23 protein-coding genes are annotated in these 22,238 nt (G+C 34.0%); 15 read left to right on the top strand and 8 right to left on the bottom strand.

Annotated elements, in window-relative coordinates; genetic code table 11:
• Positions 1 to 174 precede the first annotated feature (174 nt).
• A complete protein-coding gene (locus STK_RS10290; RefSeq protein ID WP_010979915.1) occupies positions 175 to 867 on the bottom strand; it encodes a class II glutamine amidotransferase in 693 nt (230 codons plus the stop codon).
• Positions 868 to 1,020: 153 nt separating this feature from the next.
• Here STK_RS10290 and STK_RS10285 point away from each other — a divergent pair, with 153 nt between their 5' ends.
• Positions 1,021 to 1,551, top strand: a complete 531-nt coding sequence (locus STK_RS10285) for an LOG family protein (protein ID WP_010979914.1) — start codon at positions 1,021 to 1,023, stop codon at positions 1,549 to 1,551.
• Here the strand turns inward: STK_RS10285 and STK_RS10280 are convergent.
• Both STK_RS10280 and STK_RS10275 read right to left on the bottom strand, forming a co-directional pair.
• Positions 1,548 to 2,363 (bottom strand): SMP-30/gluconolactonase/LRE family protein, encoded by an 816-nt coding sequence (locus tag STK_RS10280; RefSeq protein ID WP_010979913.1) that lies wholly within the window; start codon positions 2,361 to 2,363, stop codon positions 1,548 to 1,550. The genes STK_RS10285 and STK_RS10280 overlap by 4 nt on opposite strands.
• Positions 2,360 to 2,653, bottom strand: a complete 294-nt coding sequence (locus tag STK_RS10275) for a hypothetical protein (protein WP_232616470.1) — start codon at positions 2,651 to 2,653, stop codon at positions 2,360 to 2,362. The genes STK_RS10280 and STK_RS10275 overlap by 4 nt, the downstream gene beginning before the upstream one ends.
• Positions 2,654 to 2,906: 253 nt before the next feature.
• Between STK_RS10275 and STK_RS10270 the strand changes: the two genes are divergently transcribed.
• Entirely contained in the window at positions 2,907 to 3,248 is a 342-nt protein-coding gene (locus STK_RS10270) for a DUF2173 family protein (protein WP_010979911.1), read from the top strand.
• A gap of 28 nt (positions 3,249 to 3,276) precedes the next feature.
• Here the strand turns inward: STK_RS10270 and STK_RS10265 are convergent, their stop codons facing one another.
• Positions 3,277 to 4,035, bottom strand: coding sequence for a winged helix-turn-helix transcriptional regulator (locus STK_RS10265; RefSeq protein ID WP_010979910.1), 759 nt, complete (start codon positions 4,033 to 4,035; stop codon positions 3,277 to 3,279).
• Positions 4,036 to 4,155: 120 nt separating this feature from the next.
• Complete coding sequence (gene nrfD, locus STK_RS10260; RefSeq protein WP_010979909.1) at positions 4,156 to 5,223, bottom strand: NrfD/PsrC family molybdoenzyme membrane anchor subunit; 1,068 nt, start codon at positions 5,221 to 5,223, stop codon at positions 4,156 to 4,158.
• Between the two features lie 114 nt (positions 5,224 to 5,337).
• On the opposite strand from nrfD, the gene STK_RS10255 reads away from it, so the two are divergent.
• The 7 genes from STK_RS10255 (at position 5,338) to STK_RS10225 (ending at position 14,618) form a co-directional block, all read left to right on the top strand.
• Positions 5,338 to 6,228 carry a tetratricopeptide repeat protein gene (locus STK_RS10255; RefSeq protein WP_010979908.1) on the top strand — a complete coding sequence of 297 codons (891 nt, stop codon included), beginning with the start codon at positions 5,338 to 5,340 and terminating at the stop codon, positions 6,226 to 6,228.
• 81 nt (positions 6,229 to 6,309) lie between these two features.
• A complete protein-coding gene (locus STK_RS10250; RefSeq protein ID WP_010979907.1) occupies positions 6,310 to 10,620 on the top strand; it encodes a twin-arginine translocation signal domain-containing protein in 4,311 nt (1,436 codons plus the stop codon).
• A gap of 38 nt (positions 10,621 to 10,658) precedes the next feature.
• Positions 10,659 to 11,471, top strand: coding sequence for a 4Fe-4S dicluster domain-containing protein (locus STK_RS10245; RefSeq protein WP_010979906.1), 813 nt, complete (start codon positions 10,659 to 10,661; stop codon positions 11,469 to 11,471).
• Positions 11,472 to 11,484: 13 nt separating this feature from the next.
• A complete protein-coding gene (locus tag STK_RS10240; RefSeq protein WP_010979905.1) occupies positions 11,485 to 12,135 on the top strand; it encodes a TorD/DmsD family molecular chaperone in 651 nt (216 codons plus the stop codon).
• Complete coding sequence (locus STK_RS10235; RefSeq protein ID WP_052846662.1) at positions 12,132 to 13,598, top strand: 4Fe-4S dicluster domain-containing protein; 1,467 nt, start codon at positions 12,132 to 12,134, stop codon at positions 13,596 to 13,598. Before STK_RS10240 ends, STK_RS10235 begins: the two co-directional genes overlap by 4 nt.
• Positions 13,599 to 13,600: 2 nt before the next feature.
• Positions 13,601 to 14,203, top strand: a complete 603-nt coding sequence (locus STK_RS10230) for an HAD family hydrolase (RefSeq protein WP_010979903.1) — start codon at positions 13,601 to 13,603, stop codon at positions 14,201 to 14,203.
• A 1-nt stretch (position 14,204) separates the two neighbouring features.
• On the top strand, positions 14,205 to 14,618 hold the full coding sequence (locus STK_RS10225) for a DUF2299 domain-containing protein (protein WP_010979902.1): 414 nt from the start codon (positions 14,205 to 14,207) through the stop codon (positions 14,616 to 14,618).
• On the opposite strand, the gene STK_RS10220 is transcribed toward STK_RS10225, so the two are convergent.
• A complete protein-coding gene (locus STK_RS10220) occupies positions 14,607 to 14,948 on the bottom strand; it encodes a DsrE family protein (RefSeq protein ID WP_010979901.1) in 342 nt (113 codons plus the stop codon). The two genes, STK_RS10225 and STK_RS10220, sit on opposite strands and share 12 nt — an antisense overlap.
• Positions 14,949 to 15,070: 122 nt before the next feature.
• Here STK_RS10220 and STK_RS10215 point away from each other — a divergent pair, with 122 nt between their 5' ends.
• Together STK_RS10215 and STK_RS10210 are read left to right on the top strand one after the other, a co-directional pair.
• Positions 15,071 to 15,598 carry a hypothetical protein gene (locus tag STK_RS10215; protein ID WP_010979900.1) on the top strand — a complete coding sequence of 176 codons (528 nt, stop codon included), beginning with the start codon at positions 15,071 to 15,073 and terminating at the stop codon, positions 15,596 to 15,598.
• Positions 15,599 to 15,641: 43 nt separating this feature from the next.
• Positions 15,642 to 16,970, top strand: coding sequence for an APC family permease (locus tag STK_RS10210; RefSeq protein ID WP_010979899.1), 1,329 nt, complete (start codon positions 15,642 to 15,644; stop codon positions 16,968 to 16,970).
• 6 nt (positions 16,971 to 16,976) lie between these two features.
• Here STK_RS10210 and STK_RS10205 read toward each other — a convergent pair whose 3' ends face one another.
• Entirely contained in the window at positions 16,977 to 17,828 is an 852-nt protein-coding gene (locus STK_RS10205) for a KaiC domain-containing protein (RefSeq protein ID WP_010979897.1), read from the bottom strand.
• Positions 17,829 to 17,898: 70 nt separating this feature from the next.
• Positions 17,899 to 18,456: a hypothetical protein gene (locus tag STK_RS10200; RefSeq protein ID WP_010979896.1), complete on the bottom strand. Its 558-nt coding sequence runs from the start codon at positions 18,454 to 18,456 to the stop codon at positions 17,899 to 17,901.
• An 86-nt stretch (positions 18,457 to 18,542) separates the two neighbouring features.
• Here STK_RS10200 and STK_RS10195 point away from each other — a divergent pair, with 86 nt between their 5' ends.
• Genes STK_RS10195 through STK_RS10180 form a run of 4 tightly spaced genes read left to right on the top strand, consistent with a single transcriptional unit; the run spans position 18,543 to position 22,232 of the window.
• On the top strand, positions 18,543 to 19,748 hold the full coding sequence (locus tag STK_RS10195; RefSeq protein WP_010979895.1) for an MFS transporter: 1,206 nt from the start codon (positions 18,543 to 18,545) through the stop codon (positions 19,746 to 19,748).
• Between the two features lie 43 nt (positions 19,749 to 19,791).
• Positions 19,792 to 20,607, top strand: a complete 816-nt coding sequence (locus STK_RS10190) for an isoaspartyl peptidase/L-asparaginase (RefSeq protein ID WP_010979894.1) — start codon at positions 19,792 to 19,794, stop codon at positions 20,605 to 20,607.
• Positions 20,608 to 21,567 carry a cobalt-precorrin 5A hydrolase gene (gene cbiG / locus STK_RS10185; protein ID WP_010979893.1) on the top strand — a complete coding sequence of 320 codons (960 nt, stop codon included), beginning with the start codon at positions 20,608 to 20,610 and terminating at the stop codon, positions 21,565 to 21,567.
• The gene (locus STK_RS10180) at positions 21,564 to 22,232 is read left to right on the top strand and encodes a cobalt-precorrin-7 (C(5))-methyltransferase (RefSeq protein WP_010979892.1); all 669 of its coding nucleotides are present in this window, start codon (positions 21,564 to 21,566) and stop codon (positions 22,230 to 22,232) included. The genes cbiG and STK_RS10180 overlap by 4 nt, the downstream gene beginning before the upstream one ends.
• Positions 22,233 to 22,238 lie beyond the last annotated feature (6 nt).

The following is a 22,238-nucleotide window of genomic DNA, read 5'->3' as shown; positions in this document are numbered from 1 at the left end:
CTACTTTCTTTTTAATAAATATAGCATTAATTCCCTTAGCGGTTATTTTATTTATAATGTCTGCTATACTTAGGTTTTACCAAATTATTGTCAGTCGGGTAAGTTCTCTTCACCAATCTTAGAGGTCCCAACTCATCATTATTAATAGTAAGATCAAACTATCAGAATAAAAAATTAGAGTTCTTTCAGTTCTCCAAACTCAGCCTCTTTCATCTTGTCACAACCACTATAAGCTAACGAAGAAGAGAAAACATAATTCTCGCCAACATACATCTTATAATACTCTTCCGGGATCCCTTTGCTCTTTACATAATCCTTGTTGTAGTAGTTAAAATAGTATAAATGTGACTTTCTACTTTCTCTATCCACATATAATATTAGTAGATTTAAGGCAGATTTTGTATACTTAATTAAGTCTTCAACTCCTTCTATTCCTTTTTTCTGTATATATTTTCCAATAAGCTCAGAGTCAACCATAAGTTTAGGATTTATCCCTAAAGCTTCACCTAGCAACTGTTTATCAACACTACCGTTATGGGCGATAAAGAATATTCCTTTCTCATTACTTTCCATATATGGATGAGATAGATAAGGAGCTACTAATGACTTATCGGTAGCTAATCTAGCATGAATTATTACTTTAGCATTCTTTAAAGAATCTATAATATTTATGAGTCTTTCTTTATCTTTAAAGATGGGATTTACATTGCGATAGTAAATTATATCATCATCTTGTAAAGCCACGATCCCCCAACCATCAGAATGTACATCATGCGTAATGGGGTCATCTTTAGCGGAAGCTACTAAACATTCTGCAAATTTTTTAAGTTTTTCCTTTTCACCTATATAAGCTAACATTCTGCACATAATTTATAATTATCCACCTGAATTAAAATATATGAATCAAAAAGATGAAGGGGAGGATTGGAGTATAACAATACTTCTAGTTGAAATTGGTGTACTCATAGGAATTATTCTAGTGCTAATAAAAATATTACCAGCTTTAGCTCATACGTAATTATGCAAATTGGTATAGCTGCTCACAGCGGAGAAGTTTCAGAAGAATTAAAGGAAAGGGCTAAGAGATTCGTTGACGAAGTCTCAAGTTGTAAAAAAGTTAGATTACTTTTAGGTGGTTACTGGGGATTAATGAAGATAGTGGTAGATGAGGCTCTGAATAAAGGATTACCAGTTGTCCTTTTTCTTCCCATAGAGAGAGAAGAGGTGGAAATTCCAGAAGAAGTAATTAAAGTATATACGGGATGTGAATTTAGATGTAGGTCAGTAATGCTTGTCAGGTCTTCTGATATTCTAGTTAGCCTTGGTGGAGGTGTTGGTACTCAAATTGAGCTCTTTATGGCTTATGCTATGGGAAAACCTGTTTATAGTTTATATAAGACTGGGCTTTCAACAGATAACTTGAAGCAAGCATACCCAGAATATTTTGATGATAGGCAAATAGTTAAGATAAAATATTTTGATGATGAGATTAAGATGGCTAATGCAATATGTAATGAAAATATAGAAAAAAGAAGAATAAACTTTGGTTAGAATTCACAGTAGTAAGTTTCCACTCCCTTAATGCCAACCCTTTCAGAATAAATATACCCTCCATTTTCCTCCTCATTTGCAGTTGTTATATAAAGTGTTTTTAAGTCTGAATCTCCAAATGTTACTGAAGTTACGTGAGAGGCAGGGACTTTTATTTCTTCTAATACTCTTCCTTCAGTAACTCTTAGTACTCTTCCTCCACCATAAAGAGCTACCCATAACATTCCTTCAGAATCGATTGTCATTCCATCTGGTACTCCTGGATATGAAGAAAGATCTATTAAGGTGTTTCTATTTGATATTTCACCCTTCATTAGGTCAAAATCAAATACGTATATTTTCTTTGTGGGAGAATCTATGTAATAGAACTTTTTATTATCTAGACTCCATGCTAATCCATTTGATATAGTGACTCCATCTAAAACCTTTCTGAGTTTTATATTAAGGTCTAAAACGTATAATGCTCCAGTTGGATACTTTTCCTCTAAGTTCATCGTACCTACCCAATATCTTCCCATGGCGTCACATTTTCCGTCATTAAATCTGTTTCTTTCATCCCAATTTTCAACTTTATATAGAAGATTAACCATATTGTTTTCTATTATATAGAATCCTTTCCCAGATGTTGCAATTAATCCTCCTTTTTTCCTTGGCTGTATTGAACTCACATACGAATTTAGTCTTATCACTTCATGTTGATTTTCCTTTATACTATGTATTTCACCTCTAGTAATGTCAACGAAATAGAGTGTGTCTTTAACCCATATTGGTCCTTCGAACAATTTTCCCTTAAATTCAGTAACTTTTTTCATATACTTATATCTCCAATCTGTATTATATTTCCTTCTTCATCCTCAAATACCAATTTTCCATCTTCAGTTATTACTATGTAGCCTATTTTTCCATTACATTTGTAAGGGAAAGCAAGTAAACTATTCGGTGTTTTTACTTGTGTTACAGCAAATATTGGTGTAAGGGAATCATCCAACTCTAAGGCTAAGCAGTTTGAGGCTTTCTGGAAAATAAGATTAAGTAAGTTATCAAGAAGTTTTTCGTATTCTTCTCCTATTTGTTTCATCCTTTTTATTTCGTCTAACTTCACAATACTTATTAGACTGTTTATCTTAATATGGTTGATCATAGGAAATTTCTTTATTTAATAAATTTTCAATATAATAACTTTCCTTATAATTTTTTCTATTTACATTATTTATCTTCTTTAAATTTCCTTTAACGACTTTTAACATGTTAATCGTAATAATTTAAACATTTCGAAAATCAAGTTAAATATATTATTAAAATGTTTTTCACAAAAATCTTATATATATGATAGATATAATTTAAATTAGAGAAACATGTCTATTTCCGAAAAACTCGATAGGCTAATGAGGCTAAAGGGAGCTATAGCAGCAGGCCATTTTACTGCAGATGGTAAGTTAGTTGAGTACAAGGGACCATTAACTAAGGAATTAGCTGAAATGGTAGCTAAGATGTGTGCTGCAAATTCATTAATGGGAACTATAGAAGCCGAATCGTTTACAAAGATCAGCGGAATGAAGTGGACACCATTTCTTGGTTGGGCAGTAGCTGCAGGAGAGTATGCTGTATGTGTAATGGGTAACTACGGAGTTTTTGTTAAACTTAGTGAAGCAGACTTTAACGAAATATTTAAAGTATTGGGAGAAGTATCTAAATAAATTCCCAAGAAAAATTTTCTTTTTTATCTTAGCTTATAGAATTTTTATTATATAATTTTTGTAATAGCTCACAATAATGGTTTAATTTAATTCCTTCAGCTTTACATTCTACAGCTATAAGATACGGAGTGGCTCTATTATCAAATGATATAATTCCTCTGCAATAGGGAGTCAAATTAGTTGAAGGAAAGGTTTTTAGCATGTAATGTGCTATTACTTTTTTTGTTTCTTCTGACAATTCGCTTGCTAGAGGGTATAAAAATCCTGCTAGTGACGCTGGATAATTAAGACAAATGTTTTTGATATCTATCTTTCCTTTATCAATTAAATCAACCATATCCTTAAGTAAGCAGTAAATTTCATCTACGCTACCTTCATAATTCCAAATTTCCTTTATTCTTTTAGCCACAACTTTTCGTATTTTATCATCATGGTAATTTTTGAAGAGAATAGCGAGTCCTTTCGGTGTTATACTGAAGTTCTTTTCTCCTTTTTGCACATATCCTTCTTTACAAAGTTTCTTTAAAATTCTCCATGCTGTTGCTGACGGCATCCCTAGTTCTTGCGAAAGTTTATATGAGGATAATGGTCCTATTATAGTTAACTTAGAGAGTATTTTTAATTCCTTTATTGAACTTTTTGCTGATAATAAAACTAGAAAATGTAATTTAAATCTAGATATTACTTCGAGGACTGATGGATCTATGTTCTTTAGACTTGATACTACCATACTCTCTTTTAATAAAAAAAGAAGGAAATCAGAAATTACGAGAGGTATCCCTATCATATTTTTACTATAAAATATTTAATATATGGGTTTAAAAACTTTATTTTTAAAACAGTTTGTTAATAATTAATAAGACAATAGAAAAAAAGAAAAGAATTAAAAATAACTTTGTTTTTATTTCTAACCTCTCCATCCAAAACTTCCTACTGGTATTGGTTGATTACTTACTATCTGGAAAGGTGTCATTGGTGCAACTTGGTATGCATATTGTCCAGCAAACAGTATATCGGCTCTAGTTAAATATGCAGCAACTATTGCGAAAATAGCTGCTACTAGAACTGCATACTTTACTGCTGTTGGCAAATCTGCTGGTTTTATCTCACCTAATGATTTACTTACTTCTTTTGAAATAGGCATCATTCTAAATGAAAACGCAAGAGTTCCTCCTCCAGAGATTAATACAGCAAGAGTAGAGAGTATTAGGTCTATGTAAAATGTACTTTGTGATAGTAAATAATCATACGCTATTTCATCAAATACATAAATGAAATTCACAGTTGCTAGGAATAAGAACCATGAGGCTAATTCTGCAATTCCAGAGAAAGCTAAAAGTTTTGCCATAAGTCTTCTTGCCATTATTCCTTCATCACCTTTAGTTACGAATGCTAAAATATAACTGATACCAGAACCTACGAAAACACCACCAGCTAAGAATAATAATGGTATACCAGCATTATTCCAAAATGGAATCCCTGTAGTAGCTGCAAACTCAAAACCACTATATGTTGTTGAGAATATTCCGAATAACATTCCGAGAACTGCAAATGTAATTCTCGCACTCCTAGCCAATTTTTGTGGTAATTTTAGGAATATGGAGAGCATATACAGTAAGGAAAATAGTAGTAACCCTGAGACAAATATTATACCTCTAGCCATCCAGGAGTGAGAGAAGTTTATTAATGCCTCAATAGGTGAGGACGTTGCTGCTAGCGGTCTTCCTAAATCATATGCAAAGAACGCAAATGCTAATATCGTTGATACAAATACAGTAGGAGCACCTTTCTTAGCCATGCTTGGATACTTACCGGTTAACTCTAAAGCACCTATTATAGCCATTAGCATACCAGCGACTTCAGTAAAATATAATGCTAATGCTACCTCTGTTCCCCATAAAGGATATTCATTTATCTGCTGTATTGGTGCTTGTATTCCGTAAGGGGGAGGTGCTGGAGCTGTAAACTGTCCCATTTCTATTCATTCGAACATTAATTTATTTTTTAAATAAACATTCACTTCACTTTTGTAATATGAATAATCATGCATATTAGCTATCTTTTTAATCTTAAATGAAAAAGTTAAGTTGTGAACATCGGGGAACTAATAGAACAAGGTAAGTATGAAGACGCGTTAAAGGAATTAAAAGGGGAAGATGAAGATACAAAACTTCTTAGGGGTTTTCTACTTTATAGACTAGGTAAATATGATGATGCAATAAAAGAAGTTAGCAATGTGGATAGATTAGAGAGTTACTATATCAAATTCGAATGTTATAAAGGTTTAGGCAAGAAAGAAGATGCTATAAAAAGTCTAGAGGAAGGAATAAATAAGTATTCTTTGAGTCACGTACTTTATTATATATTGGCTCAATACTATTTTGAAGAAGGAGATTTGGATAAAGCGCTAGATTACATTGATAAGTCTCTCAGTATTTTACCTATAAGTTACGATTATAAGTTTTTAAAAGCTAAGATTCTTTTTTCTAAGGAAGATTACGAAAATGCTCTAGTTTATTTAAATGATGTTATCTCTATGAATCCTAAGAATATTGAGGCTAGAATAATGAAAGCAATGTGCTATTATAACGTTGGGCTAAAAATGGATGCATTATCAGAGATAAATAAAGCCTTAGACCTTGAAAAAAATAATGTTACTCTTCATTTTCTTAAGGGGAAGATATACTTTGAAACTGGATTCTATAAATTGGCTTTAGCGGAGTTTAAAATTGCATTGAGACTCTCTCCCAGTGCAGATATGTATTATCATGTCGCTCTCTCATATTATATGTTGGGTTTACATAGAGATGCCAACATGTTTATCGATAAGGCTATAAGCCTTGAAGAGAAAGGGAGATATTACGCGTTAAAGGCTAGAGTAATGAAAGAATTGGGTGATTTAGCTAAAGCTAAAGAATTGGCATCTAAGGCTATTAATTTAGATTCAGAGACTAAAAAAGAACTAGAGGATTTACTTTAATCTTTTATTTCCTATTATACATATTACTAAACTGAAGTGAAGGTATAAATAATTAGTTAATTTAACAACATTACGATTGAAATGAGTAATTTAAAACTAACGCGAAGAGATTTTCTAAAACTGTCTGGTATTACAGCTTTAACAACTGCGATTTTGCTCGAGGGAGGTTCAGTAATAGATAAAGTGTTCAGAGGACAAGAGGATTTCACTTATACACTAAACTACCCTAATGATGAAGTAGTTTATGGTAATTGTTTCCAATGTCTTGGTAGGTGTTCACTAGAAATTGTAAGAACACCGCAAGGTTTTCCTAGATTTATAACTGGCACCATAGGGTGGCATATTAATGATGGAGGAGTCTGTCCAAGAGGTGCTTCAGATGTATATTACTATTTCGCTCCAGCAAGATTAAGATTTCCACTGCTAAGAGCAGGTGATCGTGGAAGTGGTAAATGGATTGCAATTGACTATGATACTGCTTATGATATAATTATAAATGGTGTAAATGCATCCAGTTGGAATAAACTAGGCATATCACCACAGCAGTTAGGAGTCGGTAACTTCCCCGGATTATTGAAAATTAGGGAAGAAAATCCGCACGCTTTAGCTTTCTTCCAGGGGAGAGATCAGTTAATCCCCGGAATAACTGCTGGGTTTTTCGCAGGTAATTATGGGACAGCAAATGCTGGAGCGCATGGTGGCTTCTGTTCAATGAACGTTTATACTGCCGGAGTTTATGTAACTGGTGCGCCAGTATGGGAGTATGCTGGACCAGATGAGGAAAGGGCTCAATATTTCATATTAGCCGGTTTAGCTGGAGATCACTTCCCTAACTGGATGAGGAGAATTATCGCAATAATAAGAGAAAACGGAGGTAAGGTAGTCACAATAGCTCCAGAAAGATTTGGATTTTATTCAGTTTCTGATGAACATTTGTTCATAAACCCGGCTACTGATGGAGCATTAGCTATGGGATGGATAAGAGTATTAGTTGATTTCCACTACTACGTATATAAAGCCTATTTAGCATCAACTGGTCAAGGAACTCCTGTTCTTAACCCACAAACATTACAACCAGTTTCTCCAGCTTATGATCCTTCATCTGGGCAATTAATAATGCAGACAGTAGCTCCAAATGGGCAAGTGGTTCAATTACCTCAGTTTGGTGATATTCCACAAACCGCTGTATTTCCACACATTGATGAAGAATTCTTAAGATACTATACAAACTTATCATGGCTAGTTATAGTTAACCCCAATCCTCAAAATGGTGATTGTTTAGATCCAACTGATCCATCAGCTGGTAATAACGTAGGTTTGCATTTAAGAATGCCAGTATCAAATGAAGAATATTCCTCATCAAATCCGTGGTTAGAGGCTATTATGGGAAGCGATGGTAATGTGTATTCATATGTGGATACTCCGTGGCAAAAAGGAGTATTTCCAATTCTAACATTAGATGAATTACCTTCTTCAATGCAAAGTCAAATAATCCAAGTACCTTATAAATTAAAGAACGGGCAAGTCGTAAAAGTTCCGGCAATTCAAGTTACGGTTCCTAAAGCCCTAGGTAGTAATGAAACTATAACATTGACTGTAACTACTGCTTTTGAACTATTTAGAGCTGAACTACTAAATTACGATCCTTATACACCCTATCAGCAATCTCCTCAATACGGTGTTTTAAATGTTGCTGATATCACTGGAATACCGCATAATACTGTTGTTAGGATAGCTAATGAAATAGCTACTGTAGCATTCCAGAAATCCATTTATGAGCCAGCTAAATGGGTTGATTATTTAGGTAGATATCATGACCACGTTGTTGGAAGACCAGTCTCAATTTACTTTATGAGAGGTCTAGCTGCTCATGCTAATGGCTTTATGAGTGCTGCAGCATATTATTATTTAGTCTTAGTAATAGGAGCATGGGACAATCCAGGTGCTGACCTATATAAGTATCCATATCCTCACTATTTCCCAGGTCATACAGTACCTCCTCATCCGTTAGCTAATACACCAACTTTAGATCCAGACATTGCAAGCGCAATACAAGGAAGCAATTTAACATTCCCTAAGACTAGGTCTGGATTCTTAAAGACTGAATACATTTATAATGACGGTACTGTAGATATTAAGAATGTAACTATTGTTGGTGCTGGTCCTTATGGGTTCCCAGACGGTCCAGATGATTTAGTAATTTATAAGACCGGAAGACCTCTACTGGTAGATAGAGGATATAGCTGGGAAATTCCGTTAACAACTCAAAGATCAATTAGTGCTGTTGCATATACTACGTATTTTATGAATAAGTATCCTAACCAAGTCATTCCTTACACCGTGCAAGCAATGATGTGGTATATCACTGCACCTTACTGGAATAATGCCTATACTCTAACAGATCTGTTACAAAAAGTAACAGAGAAGGATAATAGTGGGAACTATATTATTCCATTCACAATAAGCATAGATTTATTTATGCAAGAGACTAATAATGTAGTGGATTTAATAATTCCAGACTTATCCTTCCTAGAAATTTATGGTTTTCATTCTACATTCGATAGACCAACCAGCTTACCTCAAGGACCATCTGATTCATTAAACTGGCCAGTGTTGCCAGCAATGTATCCAGTTTTAAGTGCTGGTGATTTCTTATTAACATTAGCATGGCTCCTAAGAATATATCCAAACCAGGGTAATAATATCGATCTAACTAAGAATCCACATTATACGACACAAGATCCGGTAACTGGATTACCATTAGTTAGTCCAGTAACAGTTCACGATCCAGTAACTGGGACAACAATATTGCAACAAGGTCAACCTGGATTAATATCATCTGGCATGTATATTTTAAAGGGCGGAGTTTTAATAGCTGGTTATGGAAGCAACTTTGAATATATACTTACAGATGCTGAAGGTAAACAGTCACCTAATCCTCAACAGTTAAAACTATATGCATCTTTTGTACCTAATGGTGCTAATCAACAAGATGTTATAAATCAGATATTAAGCAGTGTACCTCAAGGGCAAACTTTCTCAACAGCTCCAACCTATAAGATTGCTGCTAATCAAAGATCTAGTGGTATTGAACATTACTTTAGAATTCCAGTTAAATTCCAGCCTAAGTTACAACAGATGCTTCAAAATATAATAACAAAGTATGCAGCTGGACAAATGACGTTAGAAGACATTAATCCTGGATTTGTAAAGGTCGGAAAAGGAGGCGCGGTTTACGTGTTACCACCATCAATAAGGTACATGAGAAACGTAAACATGTTCTACTTTAAGGGTTGGGGTGCTTATATGCCTGGAGCCTACGGACCAATTGGTTTGCCTTATGTGCATAGGATATACCTAGAATATTTACAGAAGTTCAGACTAGCTGCAGCTGGCAAATGGCAAGGATATAATGCAGCTTATTACTATTTCTATCTTAAGACCGGTAACTCAAACTTCTTAGTCAAAAGCGTCTTGCCCAATGATTCATATGGTCAAGCTTTAGCTAAGAATTTACTTGATTATCATAGACCATTTGGAGGATATTATCCACCTCCCGCATGGAAATCAGAAATTACTTCTGACGGCATTGACTTAAACGAATACCCGTTAACTTTCTTTGTGAGAAGGCATGACAGGACTTACCATTCATGGAGTTTTAATGTTCCATGGTTGACTGCAATAATGCCATATACTCCAGTTATGTTAAGTTCTGCTGATCCTTACGTGAAAAGTATGGGAATTCAAAGTGGTGATTTCGTACAATTTGAAGCTGTTAATGAACCATGGTCTGGAGGATTAAGGACTACATTAACAGCTATAGCATTCTTAGACAATGCAACTAGACCCGGTGCTGCTTGGGTTGTAGTTTCAGCTCAAGCTTTACCAAACTTTAGAGGTATGACTTCAGATTCCCCGCAAGTAAAGTATAGTATATTGAATAACTGGGCAAATATATCATATATGCCCCCATCTAGGGGTGGACAATTGTCACCACAGAGTGATAATGCTTTCCCAATTATGTATTTAGATCCAATAACTGGACAAACTGCATGGCATGATAGCAGAATAAAAATTGTTGGCAAAGTGTCAGCGACTAAAACAAGTGTTACAGCTAATAGGTTTGTCTATATGGGTCAAGATTTCTCTAGCCAAGATATATTGTCAGTAATTGTTAGCCAGATGAGTGGGCAGATAAGTATAAGTGGGGCAAGTAATGGTGCACCATTTGCACAAGGAGTTAATATTCCGCACTTAAGATTTAACGCCAATAATATGCAGTCCACATCTCTGTGGAGTTATGTAGCTCCTTACTCTTTAGCGTCAAATAACTATCAGCTAGGTAGTTATAAGATAAGGTACGGATTTGCGGGTGAGTCCTCATCAAGTTAGTCTTTCTTTTTTATGAATATGTCTTGAGGTGATTTTATATGTCCTCTATAACTCTAAATCCGAAAGAAGGTGGAATTCAAAAATCCCTTCCTTTCACGCCAAAGAAAAACTATGCTATAATAACTGACTTAAACAAGTGTTTCGGCTGTGCTGGCTGTCAAATGTCATGTAAAGAATGGAACACCTCTGGAATGTTTGGACCGTTACCAGATCTAAATCCATATGGAGAATTAGATGTTATGTTCTGGCTAAGAGTGCTTTATGTTGAAGTTGGTAACTATCCGCAAACTAAAGTTTACAACATCCCAATAAACTGTTTCCACTGTATGAATGCCCCTTGTGTACCAGTATGTCCAGTTGGTGCTACGTTTAAGAGAGAAGAAGACGGAATAGTATTAGTAGATTATAATGAGTGCATAGGAACTAAATACTGTATTTATGCATGTCCTTACGGTAATAGATTCTTCGATTATGTTGAAGGTGTTACAAAGAAGTGTACTCATTGTTTTGATAGAATTTATGATCCAACACTACCGCCAGAAGAAAGAATCCCAGCTTGTATACACGGCTGCATGGTTCAAGCGAGAATATGGGCTGATAGATTAGATCCCACTGACCCTGGTAATATACTGTTTATAGATAAAGGTGGATTTGTTTTAGGTCCAGAAACCGGTGCTGATCCAGCTAGCGGTTATTTACCGTGGCGTAGTGCATACGCCGCTGATAACGATGTTGAATTACTTAGCGAGTCAGAATATTATAACGTATGGACTTCAAATGGTGTAGTTATTTTAGGATCTCAAGGAAATAACTCTACCTACACAGAACAAAACGGTAATTCTACAAGTTAAAGGTGTTTTTTATATGTCTTCTCTTCTTGAAATCTCTTCCATGAGATTTTTAATTTATGACACTTTCTCACACTTATTCCTTTATAATTACTATGAAGAAGATTATACCCAATTAATGAAAAAACTAGAGAAGATAAAAGACATTCAAGAAATAAATTCCATCGTTAATTTTAAGACTATATGGGAAAAATTGTTAAATTCTAAGAGAAGTGATTATCTGATTGAATACACAACCCTCTTTTTAACTGGTCTTGGGGTCAAACCCTTAACCCCAGTTGAAAGTAAACGTTTCTTTTCGTTAATGGGAGAAAGGGTAGCAAAGTTTAGGAAAGACGACATTATTCGCTTCTACAGCTCAAGAAGGCTAAAACTGAATTACATGAATCAATTTGTGTTCGAGGAAGACCATATTTCAAATATTCTAGCATTTATGGCCTACTTAATTAAAGAAGAGATAGAGTTTAGGCAAGAGAGAAAAGATATTTACAAGAACTTAATGGATCAAAAGAATTTCTTTATAACTCATATCCAAGGATGGGTTCCAGATTGGATTAATGACGTAATTAATGATCCTAGAGCTGATATTTTTAAGGTTGTGTGTAAGGAATTGAAAAGCTGGATTGATTTCGAGAACTCTTACTTATTAGGTGGTGGTAAAAATTGAATATTGGTTTAGTTGTTAGCCAAAGGGCTAGAGAATTACTAACAGATGATTTTCTGTTGAAAATATATAAAGAAAGTGGGATTCCTTATGTGGCTGAGTTTGGTGATTATCTGGCTAATGATGTTAGAGATAATGAATTGCAAGGTCTTTTAATAGTTTCCGAGTCTGATATGAGTAAGTTTGTTGCTGAAGCAGATGAAAGGCTTGGTTTAAATCCTTTAGCAATAGAGGTTTTACCCCTTTCCTGGTTCTCCGAAAAGGGCGAGAATTATAGATTTGCTTTACTCATGGCTTATATAAGAAAGTTATCAAGACAAGAACTTGTATATAGATTACAGCCCATAAAAAACGTTACCATATCAAGACGTTCACTAATTAAGTTTAAGCTTTATGAATATAGACCTTATCCTGTTCTTTTTGATTCTATCTTTGCTGAAAGGGAAATTAATACACTTATTTCGTCATGTCCTAAAGGGATATTAGCAAAGACTATTGAGGGGGTTGGAGTAACTTCCCCAGAGAACTGTTCATATTGCGGTTATTGTACCACTAAGGGTTACCTAGGTTATTTAGAAATGCCAACGTTTACAACTGATCAGCTAGTCTATTTTATTAACACTATAAATTATTATGATGATAAGGCTAAAGCTTTGGTATTTACTAAATTTAAGGATATTCCTTTGCAGGAGGGTTATTATCCATTATTAGTACCTTCATTAGCTTCGATCCCTGACGTATTTCTTTATGTTACTTATGCATCTGGTTTAGTCCCAGTGTTACTAATTGATCGTGAAACTAATGATATCGAAAAGAAGAGATTAGATGAAATTCCTACATATTTCCCTGGATCGAAACTACCCATTTATAAAGTTAAGATTGAGGAGTTACAAAAACTTGAGTTAAAAAATGAGCTAAGTAAATCCTTAATACCAGAAGAATTACCATTAAGGAAGTATAGGAGAAGAAATCTATATTTATGGGCTATTGATGAAATGAAAAATAAAGTGAAGCTTGATGAAGAAGCAGAAGTTCCAGATATCTATTTCGTCTCTATAGATCCAGAAAAGTGTGTTTTATGTGGTGTTTGTGTTAGGGCTTGTCAAATGATGGTCCCCGACTTGAAAAATGTTAACGATACAATGTCGCTTGAGTATAATATTCCAATGTGTATAGGTTCTCAACGGTGTGTTAAAAACTGTCCAGAGAATGCTATAAAGGTTGAGAGGTTTGCTAAAATAAAGGAGTTGAAGAAGATTGCTGTAAGTAAGGCTGTTGTTGCTAAGTGTAGATATTGTGGTAAGCCAATAGGTTCTGTAAAGGTTAAAAATAAGGTAGATTCCCTTCTGATAGATATGGGATTTTCTGGCACAGCACAGTATACAGATGTATGTAATGAGTGTAAACAAAAAATGTTAACAAAGGTCTGGCTTGAGAATTATCTGAAGATAAAAGGAGGTAAATAAATATGTACGTATTTGCATTTAATTTTCTAAACACAATAGCTAAAGTCCCAGATAATACAATTAAAGAGTTAAATGAGTTACAATGTGTAATTACTACTTATACTTTAGCTAGGGTTTATGTTCCCTATTCTGTTCTGTTACAAGCAAAAGGAGTTAAATTGGATAAGCTAGAAATTTATCAGGATTCATTATTGTTAGAGGAAATAAGTTATAGGGCTAGAATCTTTATAATTACTAATCTAGAAAAGAAATTTGTTAAAGAATTTTTGTTAAGAAATAATATAGATGTGTTTGTTCAAGATGTTATTTCTGCCGAGGAGATAAAAAGATACAAGCCTTCACCAGAATTTTTTGATTATCTCGCTAAAAGAGCTAATAGTGTTAAAGGAGCTATTACTATAATATCCTCAAATCCACAAGATATAATAGTGGCAAAATCTATGGGGTTTAAGGCTTACTGGATGAATCGCAGTAATTTACAATACCCCTTTCCAGCCAATTTACAACCGGATAATATTCTAAAATCTATAACGTCCTTAGCCGAGTCAACTGCACAACATAAAGTTGATTCAAGTATGGGAGATTCAGCTTTAAGGTGTACGTAAAATGGCTACAGATACTGAAATATACAATTGGTTTTTGGAATTAGGTATGAAAGTTGAGAAAGTGACTTCCGGTAATGCATATTTTCATATAACTGTTTCTCCTCCAGTAGAGAATAGTGTTAAAGTTTCAATAATCAGGACAAACCCAAACTCTACCTTTTATATAATTACAGTAATAATTGATTTAGATGTCGATAAACTAAAAAAGAATCCGTCATTATTAAAGAGTATAAAGCTAGATTTAATTAGAATGAACCTGGAGTTTTTCTTAATACCTCCAGATGCTGAAATACCTAAAAGTATACAAATAGGTAAGATTATGTTTTCTGAGGGACTAACAAAAAACCAAATATTGGATACAGTTACATTAGTTAAAAATGGTGCTTATCTAGTTCTAACAACTTTAGAAGGTTAGTATTGTATAACCCTCATTTGCAAATTTAACTATTACGTCTGCTCCTCTTGATATTTCGTCAAAGAAGATTAGGTCATCTTTATTAACATTATAGTTTTTCATTGCCATCTCACAAGCATATACTTTAATACTCATTTTTCTAAGATTTTCACTTGCCTTACTTACTATTTGTGATATATCATTTTTCTTGTTTAACGCAGTTATTCCAGGTCCTAGGAATACCATTTTGACATCTTCTGCCCCCATCATTTTTAGTCCTTGTGCTACGTTAACTGCTGTATTAACGTTTAATTGATCTTGGGATTTAACTACAAGTAGGAACTTTGCCATTTTTTATCATTTAAAAAATCACTTTTTTCATTTTAAATTTAACTGATAAAAACTAATTTAACTTTTTAAATGTAGTCAAAACAATAGATAGACTTAAAAACCACGATAGAGAGAAGATATAAGTGAAACTTAAATATACAATACCTTTAGCTCTAGCAATTTGGTGGATACCAATATTTAGTGGTTTAATACTTGGTTTTGTTTCATCATTTCTTAATAAGGAATATAAGAAAGGTATTTTTTCGGTTTTACTTTCCTCTATTATAGCTTCAGCGTTTTATATAGCTTTAGCTTTTTATGTTCTTAAAGTACCAATATTAGGGAACTTACTTCCTACTTTCGCTATAATATTTTCTGCTATAGATACAGCTATATCTCTCCTAGTATTTAATTTCATATTTTATAAATCCTCTTTCTCTTCTATAACTGCAGATGGAATGTACAGTGAATTTTATGTATCCTCCAGAGAAGAAGTTGAAGATAGACTTAAGGAACTATTAATTAACTGCGGAGATCCTAAATTAACATTATCAGAAGATAAGATATCAGTACATAGGGAATGTACTGGTTATGTTGTTGATTATGATATAGTTGAAGCAGGTAAAAATAAATATAAAGTTAGATTACAAGTAAAGAAAAAATACGAATAAACAAGTAAATTTTAAAAATGAAGAAGAGTGAAGAGTTAAATAGATGTCAAAATCGTCTGAGAAAGAGGAGAGGCTGAAAGAACCTAAAAGGGAAATAGGTCTAAGGGATCTCGTGTTTTTGAGTCTTGGTGGTCAATCTCCGTTTTTGAGTGTTTTAGTTTACGGTTTGTTGGCTTTTGAAAATGGAGGATATTTCGCTCCTATTGCTGTTATATTAGGAACTCTTTTAGTTCTTATTAACGGTCTTGTTGTATATAGGCTTTCAACTAAATTTACGCAGGAGGGAGGATATTATCTTTATGCTTATTATTCTTTAACAAAAAGATTGGGCTTTGAGACTGGATGGACTTACTTGCTCTATTCTTCATTTTATGGTGTAGCCTATGCTTTAGGTGCATCTTTTGTTTTAAGCGAGGTACTCAGTATAAACCCTTTTATAATACTTTCACTTATTCTTGGCATATCTTCTACTTTAGCATTAATAGGTAAAAAACCCTCATTTAGATATGCAATTTTTGCAAGTATTTTAGAGATATTCATGTTATCTTTTATAGCCGGTTCATTCTTATATACTACAAAATTTACTTTTTATAATCCATTTGTAAAAATTCCACCATTAGATCGACTAGCACTTGCAATAATTTTTGGTTCTAGCATTCCGACAGGTTATGGTTCAATAACTCCATTATCTGGAGAAGTTAAAGATCCTAAGAAAACCGTTCCTAGAGCAATAATCACTGTAATCTTACTCGGAGGACTACTTGCTGCTTTTGATATTTATTCGATTATAGATCATATAATTTATTTTCACATCGCTATAACTAATATTGATTTAATACATTTGATAGAATATAGATTTGGATTATTGACATTAGCATTTGTATTATTCGCTGCCGCAAATGATGGTGTACTAGCTACTTTAACATATATCTTTTCCACATCTAGAACCATATTCGCAATGGCGTATCATGATTTTTTGCCCTCTATATTGGCTAAGCTAACAGAAAAGAATGAACCTTTCTATGCTGTAGCTGTTGCTGTAGCATCATATTGGATTATCTCATTTATCTCTACAGTTATAAGCGGCTTTAACTTAGCAAATGCTTTCGCTCTAGTTGGTTTAATCTCATTATTTGCTAACTTATATGTTCATTTAGCGGCAGATTTCTCTTTATTTAAAATATCTTTGAAGAGAGCTAGAAAAAGAATTTTGCAACTAGCACTCTCTATATCGGCAGTAATAGTGACGTTAGTAATCTTTTCTGCATCTGTCGAAGGTACTGTTCCATTAACTTTAGATATATTCTTACTTTGGCTAATAGCTGGATTTCTAATTGCTGAGATAATAGATATGAGTAAAGAAGAAGACTAAAAAAGATTACTCTTCTTCTATTTCAGCTTCTTGTATAGATTCTTTCTCTTCTTCAGACTCTTCAACCGCCTTTTTCATTTCTTCAATCTCCTTTTGAGGTAGAGGCTGTATCTCAGCCTTGACGTTAGTTATCCTTAAGTATTTATCCCACTGTATTACGATTCCTTCATCTGTGATATCCATTGGATGTCTAACCATTGATATTTTACTATCTCTCATTTTCCAAACTATTACTGACCTATACAATTGTCCCTCATACTCATCTAGATCAAGTCTAACGATACCATCAACAGCATGCTCAACACCAGGTCCTCCGAATCCCCTTTCTCCAGCTGACACTTGGCTAATAAACATTGCAGTGCAACCCAATCCAGCAATAACTCTCTTTAGTTGCATTACAATAGATCTTGCCATTGCTGGCTTACTTAAATATAGTGTACTTACCGAATCAATAACAACCCTCTTTGCGTTTAAATTCCTTATAGCGTCTCTCAATACACCACTTAATTCTCCAACATTATCTACGTCTTTAACAACATATTTTTCCTTTTGCGCTGTTGAACCAATACCCGCTGTGAATGCGTCAACTATTGCAAACTTTCCTTCTTTTTCGTATTTCGTAATATCCCAGCCAAAATGCTTAAAACTTCTAATTACGGAAACTGGATGTTCTTCTAACGCTACAAATATCCCAGGTTCATCTTTCTTTACTAACCCGTTGTAAAGAAACTGTTTACCTAGGATCGATTTTCCAGTACCTGGACCTCCAGAAATTAAAACTATATTTCTCTCTGGTATTCCGCCATAAAGGATTTCATCAAACCCTGGTATATATGTTCTAACTCTAAGGACCTTCATTAGTTAAAGAATAGACTAGAGAACTAATAAAATTAAACTAACTAAATCTGATTTTTACACGTTACAAAAATCAGAATGTATACCTTACTCTCCTCTCACTTCTCAAGCCTTCTTTAAATGCAACGTAAGATATAACAAATCCTATTCCAACTGCGATAGCTATTACTGCTATAACGTCTATTATAGAGAAATCAGAGGAATCTATGGCTCTTCTTACCGATTTCCAAGCAGAGAGAAAACCAGTTATATATTCATAAGCATCAAAAATTGTTGCAAATGCATTATATACAGTAATTAATCCAGCCTTCCAATCTCTCCCCTTTACTGTAGCTATGAAAGAAAAAGTTGTTGCAATTACACCCCACACTACTATTGCTAAGCCAAAAAACAGGAAACTAAAGCTTAAAAGGAAAACTACATCTGAAAACGAAAGATAACCTAAGTAAGCGAATATTACCGTAACTATTATAACAAATACGTATGATATTGGTAAGAATCCTCCTAAAGTGTAAACAACTCCTCCTAATCCTTTCCTATAGGCGTATATTTTTCCAGCATTATAGCTATTCCAAATAGAAATCGCAATATCTATTACAAGAAATATGATGGTAAGGATTAATCCAAACATGATATCTTTTAATTAACATTACTTAATAAAACTACTCGTTATACCTTAAAACATAGTTTTTAAAATATAAACTTGGTTTTCAATTTATGAACTGGAAAATAAACTTTCTTGGAGCTTATTTATCGTGGGTAATGGATTCTTATGATTTAGGGGCTGTAGTAATAACATCAACAATTTTAGGGAAACTTTTTTACCCTACACTAGGTTTATTAGGTGCAGTTCTTCCAATAGTATTTACTGTTGTATTTAGACCAATAGGCTCATTAATTTTTGGACTATTTGCAGATTGGAAGGGAAGAAAATCAATTTTAACCATTACAGTTTTAGGTTACTCCTTAGCAATAGGTTTAACGGCGTTTCTTCCTACATATTATCAAGCTGGAATATTGGCTACAGTACTCCTCAGCATTTTAAGAGTTTTTCAGGGAATTTTTATCGGTGGGGATGTCTCATCAAGTTTTACGCTTGCAATGGAAAGCGTATTTACTCGTAGGGGGCTATTTTCTGGAATAACACAGTCTGGCACGTTGGTGGGATTTGTAATAGTAGACTTGCTTTTCACTTACTTTGCTAAGGATCCAACATTTCTAATAACTGAGGGTTGGAGAATAATATTTCTTGTAGGTATTCTACCGGCAATTTTAGCTATAATAATACGGTATAAAGTTACAGAATCAGAAATTTACCTAAAATCTGAGAAAAAGCCTGTATCACAAGGATTGAGACCTATATTTCAAACAATTTTAGTAATGATAGGATTTTGGCTAATGATTTATTCTGGTCCTCAATTTGTACCAGTATTTTTAGGTAACGTGTTAAAGTTACCTTCATCTGTTTACGGTTTCCTAGCACTGATAATGAACCTAATAGGGATTCCTGCGATGATTCTTTCGGGTTTCTTGTCAGACTACATTGGGAGAAAAAGTATGGCTATCATAGGGTCTATTCTCTCTATATTTGCTGGAATATTACTTTACCTTTACTCGGCAACGTCTAATCTAACTTTTCTCATAACGGCTTTTGGATTTTTAATTAATCTACCTTCAGCGATTACTCCAGCCTATTTGGCTGAAAGGTTTAAGACATATAGTAGGGCTACTGGTGTAGGATTTTCTTATAACGGTGCATTTTTCGTTGCAGGCTTTGCACAAATATATATCTCTTTATTAGGTAAAATAATGCCAGTTAATTACTCAGCCTTAACGGTATTAACAATTGGTGCTTTATTTGCTATAATTGGCTTGGCTATAGGACCAGAAACTCTAAAGGTAAATGAATTAAAAATAAGTTAATTTTTTTCAAAACCTTTTCTTATTTCGACTCTTCTTTTCTATTATGAAATACACAAAACCCGTTTTAGTTGTCCATGGAGGAGCTGGAGATTGGAGTAAAAGAGACTATGAAAAGGGACTTACAGAGATCAAAAAAACGTTAGAAAGGGGTTATGAAGAATTTAAAAAAGGTAGTGCTATTGAAGCTGTTGTTGAGGCTATCGCATATATGGAGGACTCTGGAGTATTTGATGCTGGTATAGGGAGCGTTAAGAACTCTGAAGGAGAAGTGGAAATGGATGCTGGAATTATGCATGGTAATAGTTGGAAAGTAGGTGCTGTGGCTTCGGTTAAGGCTAAAAATCCCATAAAAGAAGCACTAAAAGTTATGCTTGACGGTAGACATGTCCTTTTAGTTGGCGAAAGGGGTGAAAGGTCGATAACCAATTTTATTGGAAATAACGGTGGAGATACTGTCGGTGCTGTTGCCTTAGACGAACAAGGTAATTTAGTAGCTGGGACAAGTACTGGAGGAATTTCTGGCAAATTACCAGGTAGAGTTGGTGACTCCCCAATACCTGGTGCTGGATACTATGCAACTCCTAGAGTTGCAGTTTCTTCTACTGGTATTGGTGAAATTATTCTTAGGATTTTACCGGCTAAAGAAGTAGATATGTTAGTTTCCATGGGTTTCTCAATAGAGGATTCTGTTAGGGCTGTTATCAATAAGATTACTGAACTATTTGGCAAGAGTAATGTAGGCTTAATTGGGATAGATTATAAAGGATATGCTACTGCTTATTATAACACTGTTGGAATGGCAAGGGGAGTAAAGGATAAGAATATAGTTAGAGTCTTTGTTTTTGAGGGAGAAATCTAATTGTGGAGAGGCATCGCTATCATTTACGCTTCAAAGAGAGATATTGCAGACAAACTTAAGGAGATACTGAAAGAATATCCAGTATATATCTTTAAATATTCTGAGGCTAACTTTGACTATATATGGAAATGTTATGATGCTATAGTTTTTACAATGGCTTTAAGTGGTGCTGTTAGAACTATTTGCAATTATGCTAAAAGTAAAGATGTTGATCCCGCAGTTCTTGTAGTAGACGATTCAGGGAAATATGTTATTCCAATATTAGGAGCTCATTGGGGTGCAAATGATTTAGCTTTATTAATAAGTAAATTGTTGAATGCGGAAGCAATAATAACTACAGCGAGTGAAAATTTTGGAGTAACCAGCGTAGAAGAATTTTCACGTAAACTATTCTGTAAAATACTTAATGTGAAAGATATAGTAAAAGTAACTTCCGCCTTGGTAAGAGGGGAAAAAGTCTGTGTTCAAGGTCTAGAAAAATTACCAGATGGAGTTACGGGGTATGTAATAGGTGACGAGTGTAAATATAAGGTAGTTCTGGTTGAGAAAGAACCAGAAAGATATGAGGAAAACACGGTATATTTAAAACCTTATAAACTTGCTATAGGAATTGGTAGTAAAATTGAAACCGATCCAGCCGTAATAAAGAAAGGTATTCTTGAAACTTTGAATAAACTTAATTTATCCTTAAGTAGGGTTAAGGTTATTTCATCTATTAGGGAAAAAGTAAAAATCGTTGCTGATGAACTTGGAATAACCTTCAGATTGGTTACTAGGGACGAAATAGAGACATTTAACGATGAGTGTTTATCACCACAGTCTGAAAAGCTGAAAGAGATTGGTCTGAAAGGTGTTGCAGAAGTTTCAGCATTAATAGCTGGTGGCAAGGAGGCTAAATTACTTTTAAGAAAAATTACTTATAATAATGAAGTAACTATAGCTATAGCGGGATTTGAATGACACTTTATGTAATTGGCGTTGGGCCTGGTGACCCAAGTTTAATTACAGTTAAGGGGTTAGAAGTTTTGAGAGATAGTAAAGTAGTTACTGGCTGGGGAAGCGTAATAGAGCGTTTTTCTTCTTATATTCAGGGTAAGCAAGTAATCAGATTAAATTATAAAGAAGAGGAGAAACAACTTAACGAGATTATGAAATTAGCCAAGAACGAGAATGTGGCTTTCCTTAATCACGGTGATCCTGCTGTTTCTGATTTTCAGTTGTTAAATAAGTTGAAGAAATTATGTATGGATAACAGAGTAGAGTTAGTTATTATACCCGGTGTTTCTTCAATAATTAGGGCATTACATATTATAGGAAAAGACCTTTCAGAAATAGTCTTTCTTACTTTTCATGTTAGGGGAGAAATTAATTATGATGAAATTAAGAAGTTTCTAAATACCGGTAGAGGAATTTTAATTAACCCAGAGCCTTATCCAGATGGCGTTAAAAGGATTGCATTAAAGTTGAAAGAATATGGCTGTAATTTTATTACTTTGACTATAATGGAAAAGTTAACATATCAAGATGAAAAAGTGTATAATTTTAATGTTGACGAGATTATAACGCGTGATCTAAAATTTAGTGATCTTACTATAGTTTATATTCCTCCTTGTTCCTTTTCTTAGAAATAT

The sequence above is a fragment of the Sulfurisphaera tokodaii str. 7 genome, from assembly GCF_000011205.1.
Lineage (GTDB): Archaea > Thermoproteota > Thermoprotei_A > Sulfolobales > Sulfolobaceae > Sulfurisphaera > Sulfurisphaera tokodaii.
Note: the sequence above shows the minus strand (reverse complement) of the source record. Positions and strands in the feature narration are given on the sequence as shown.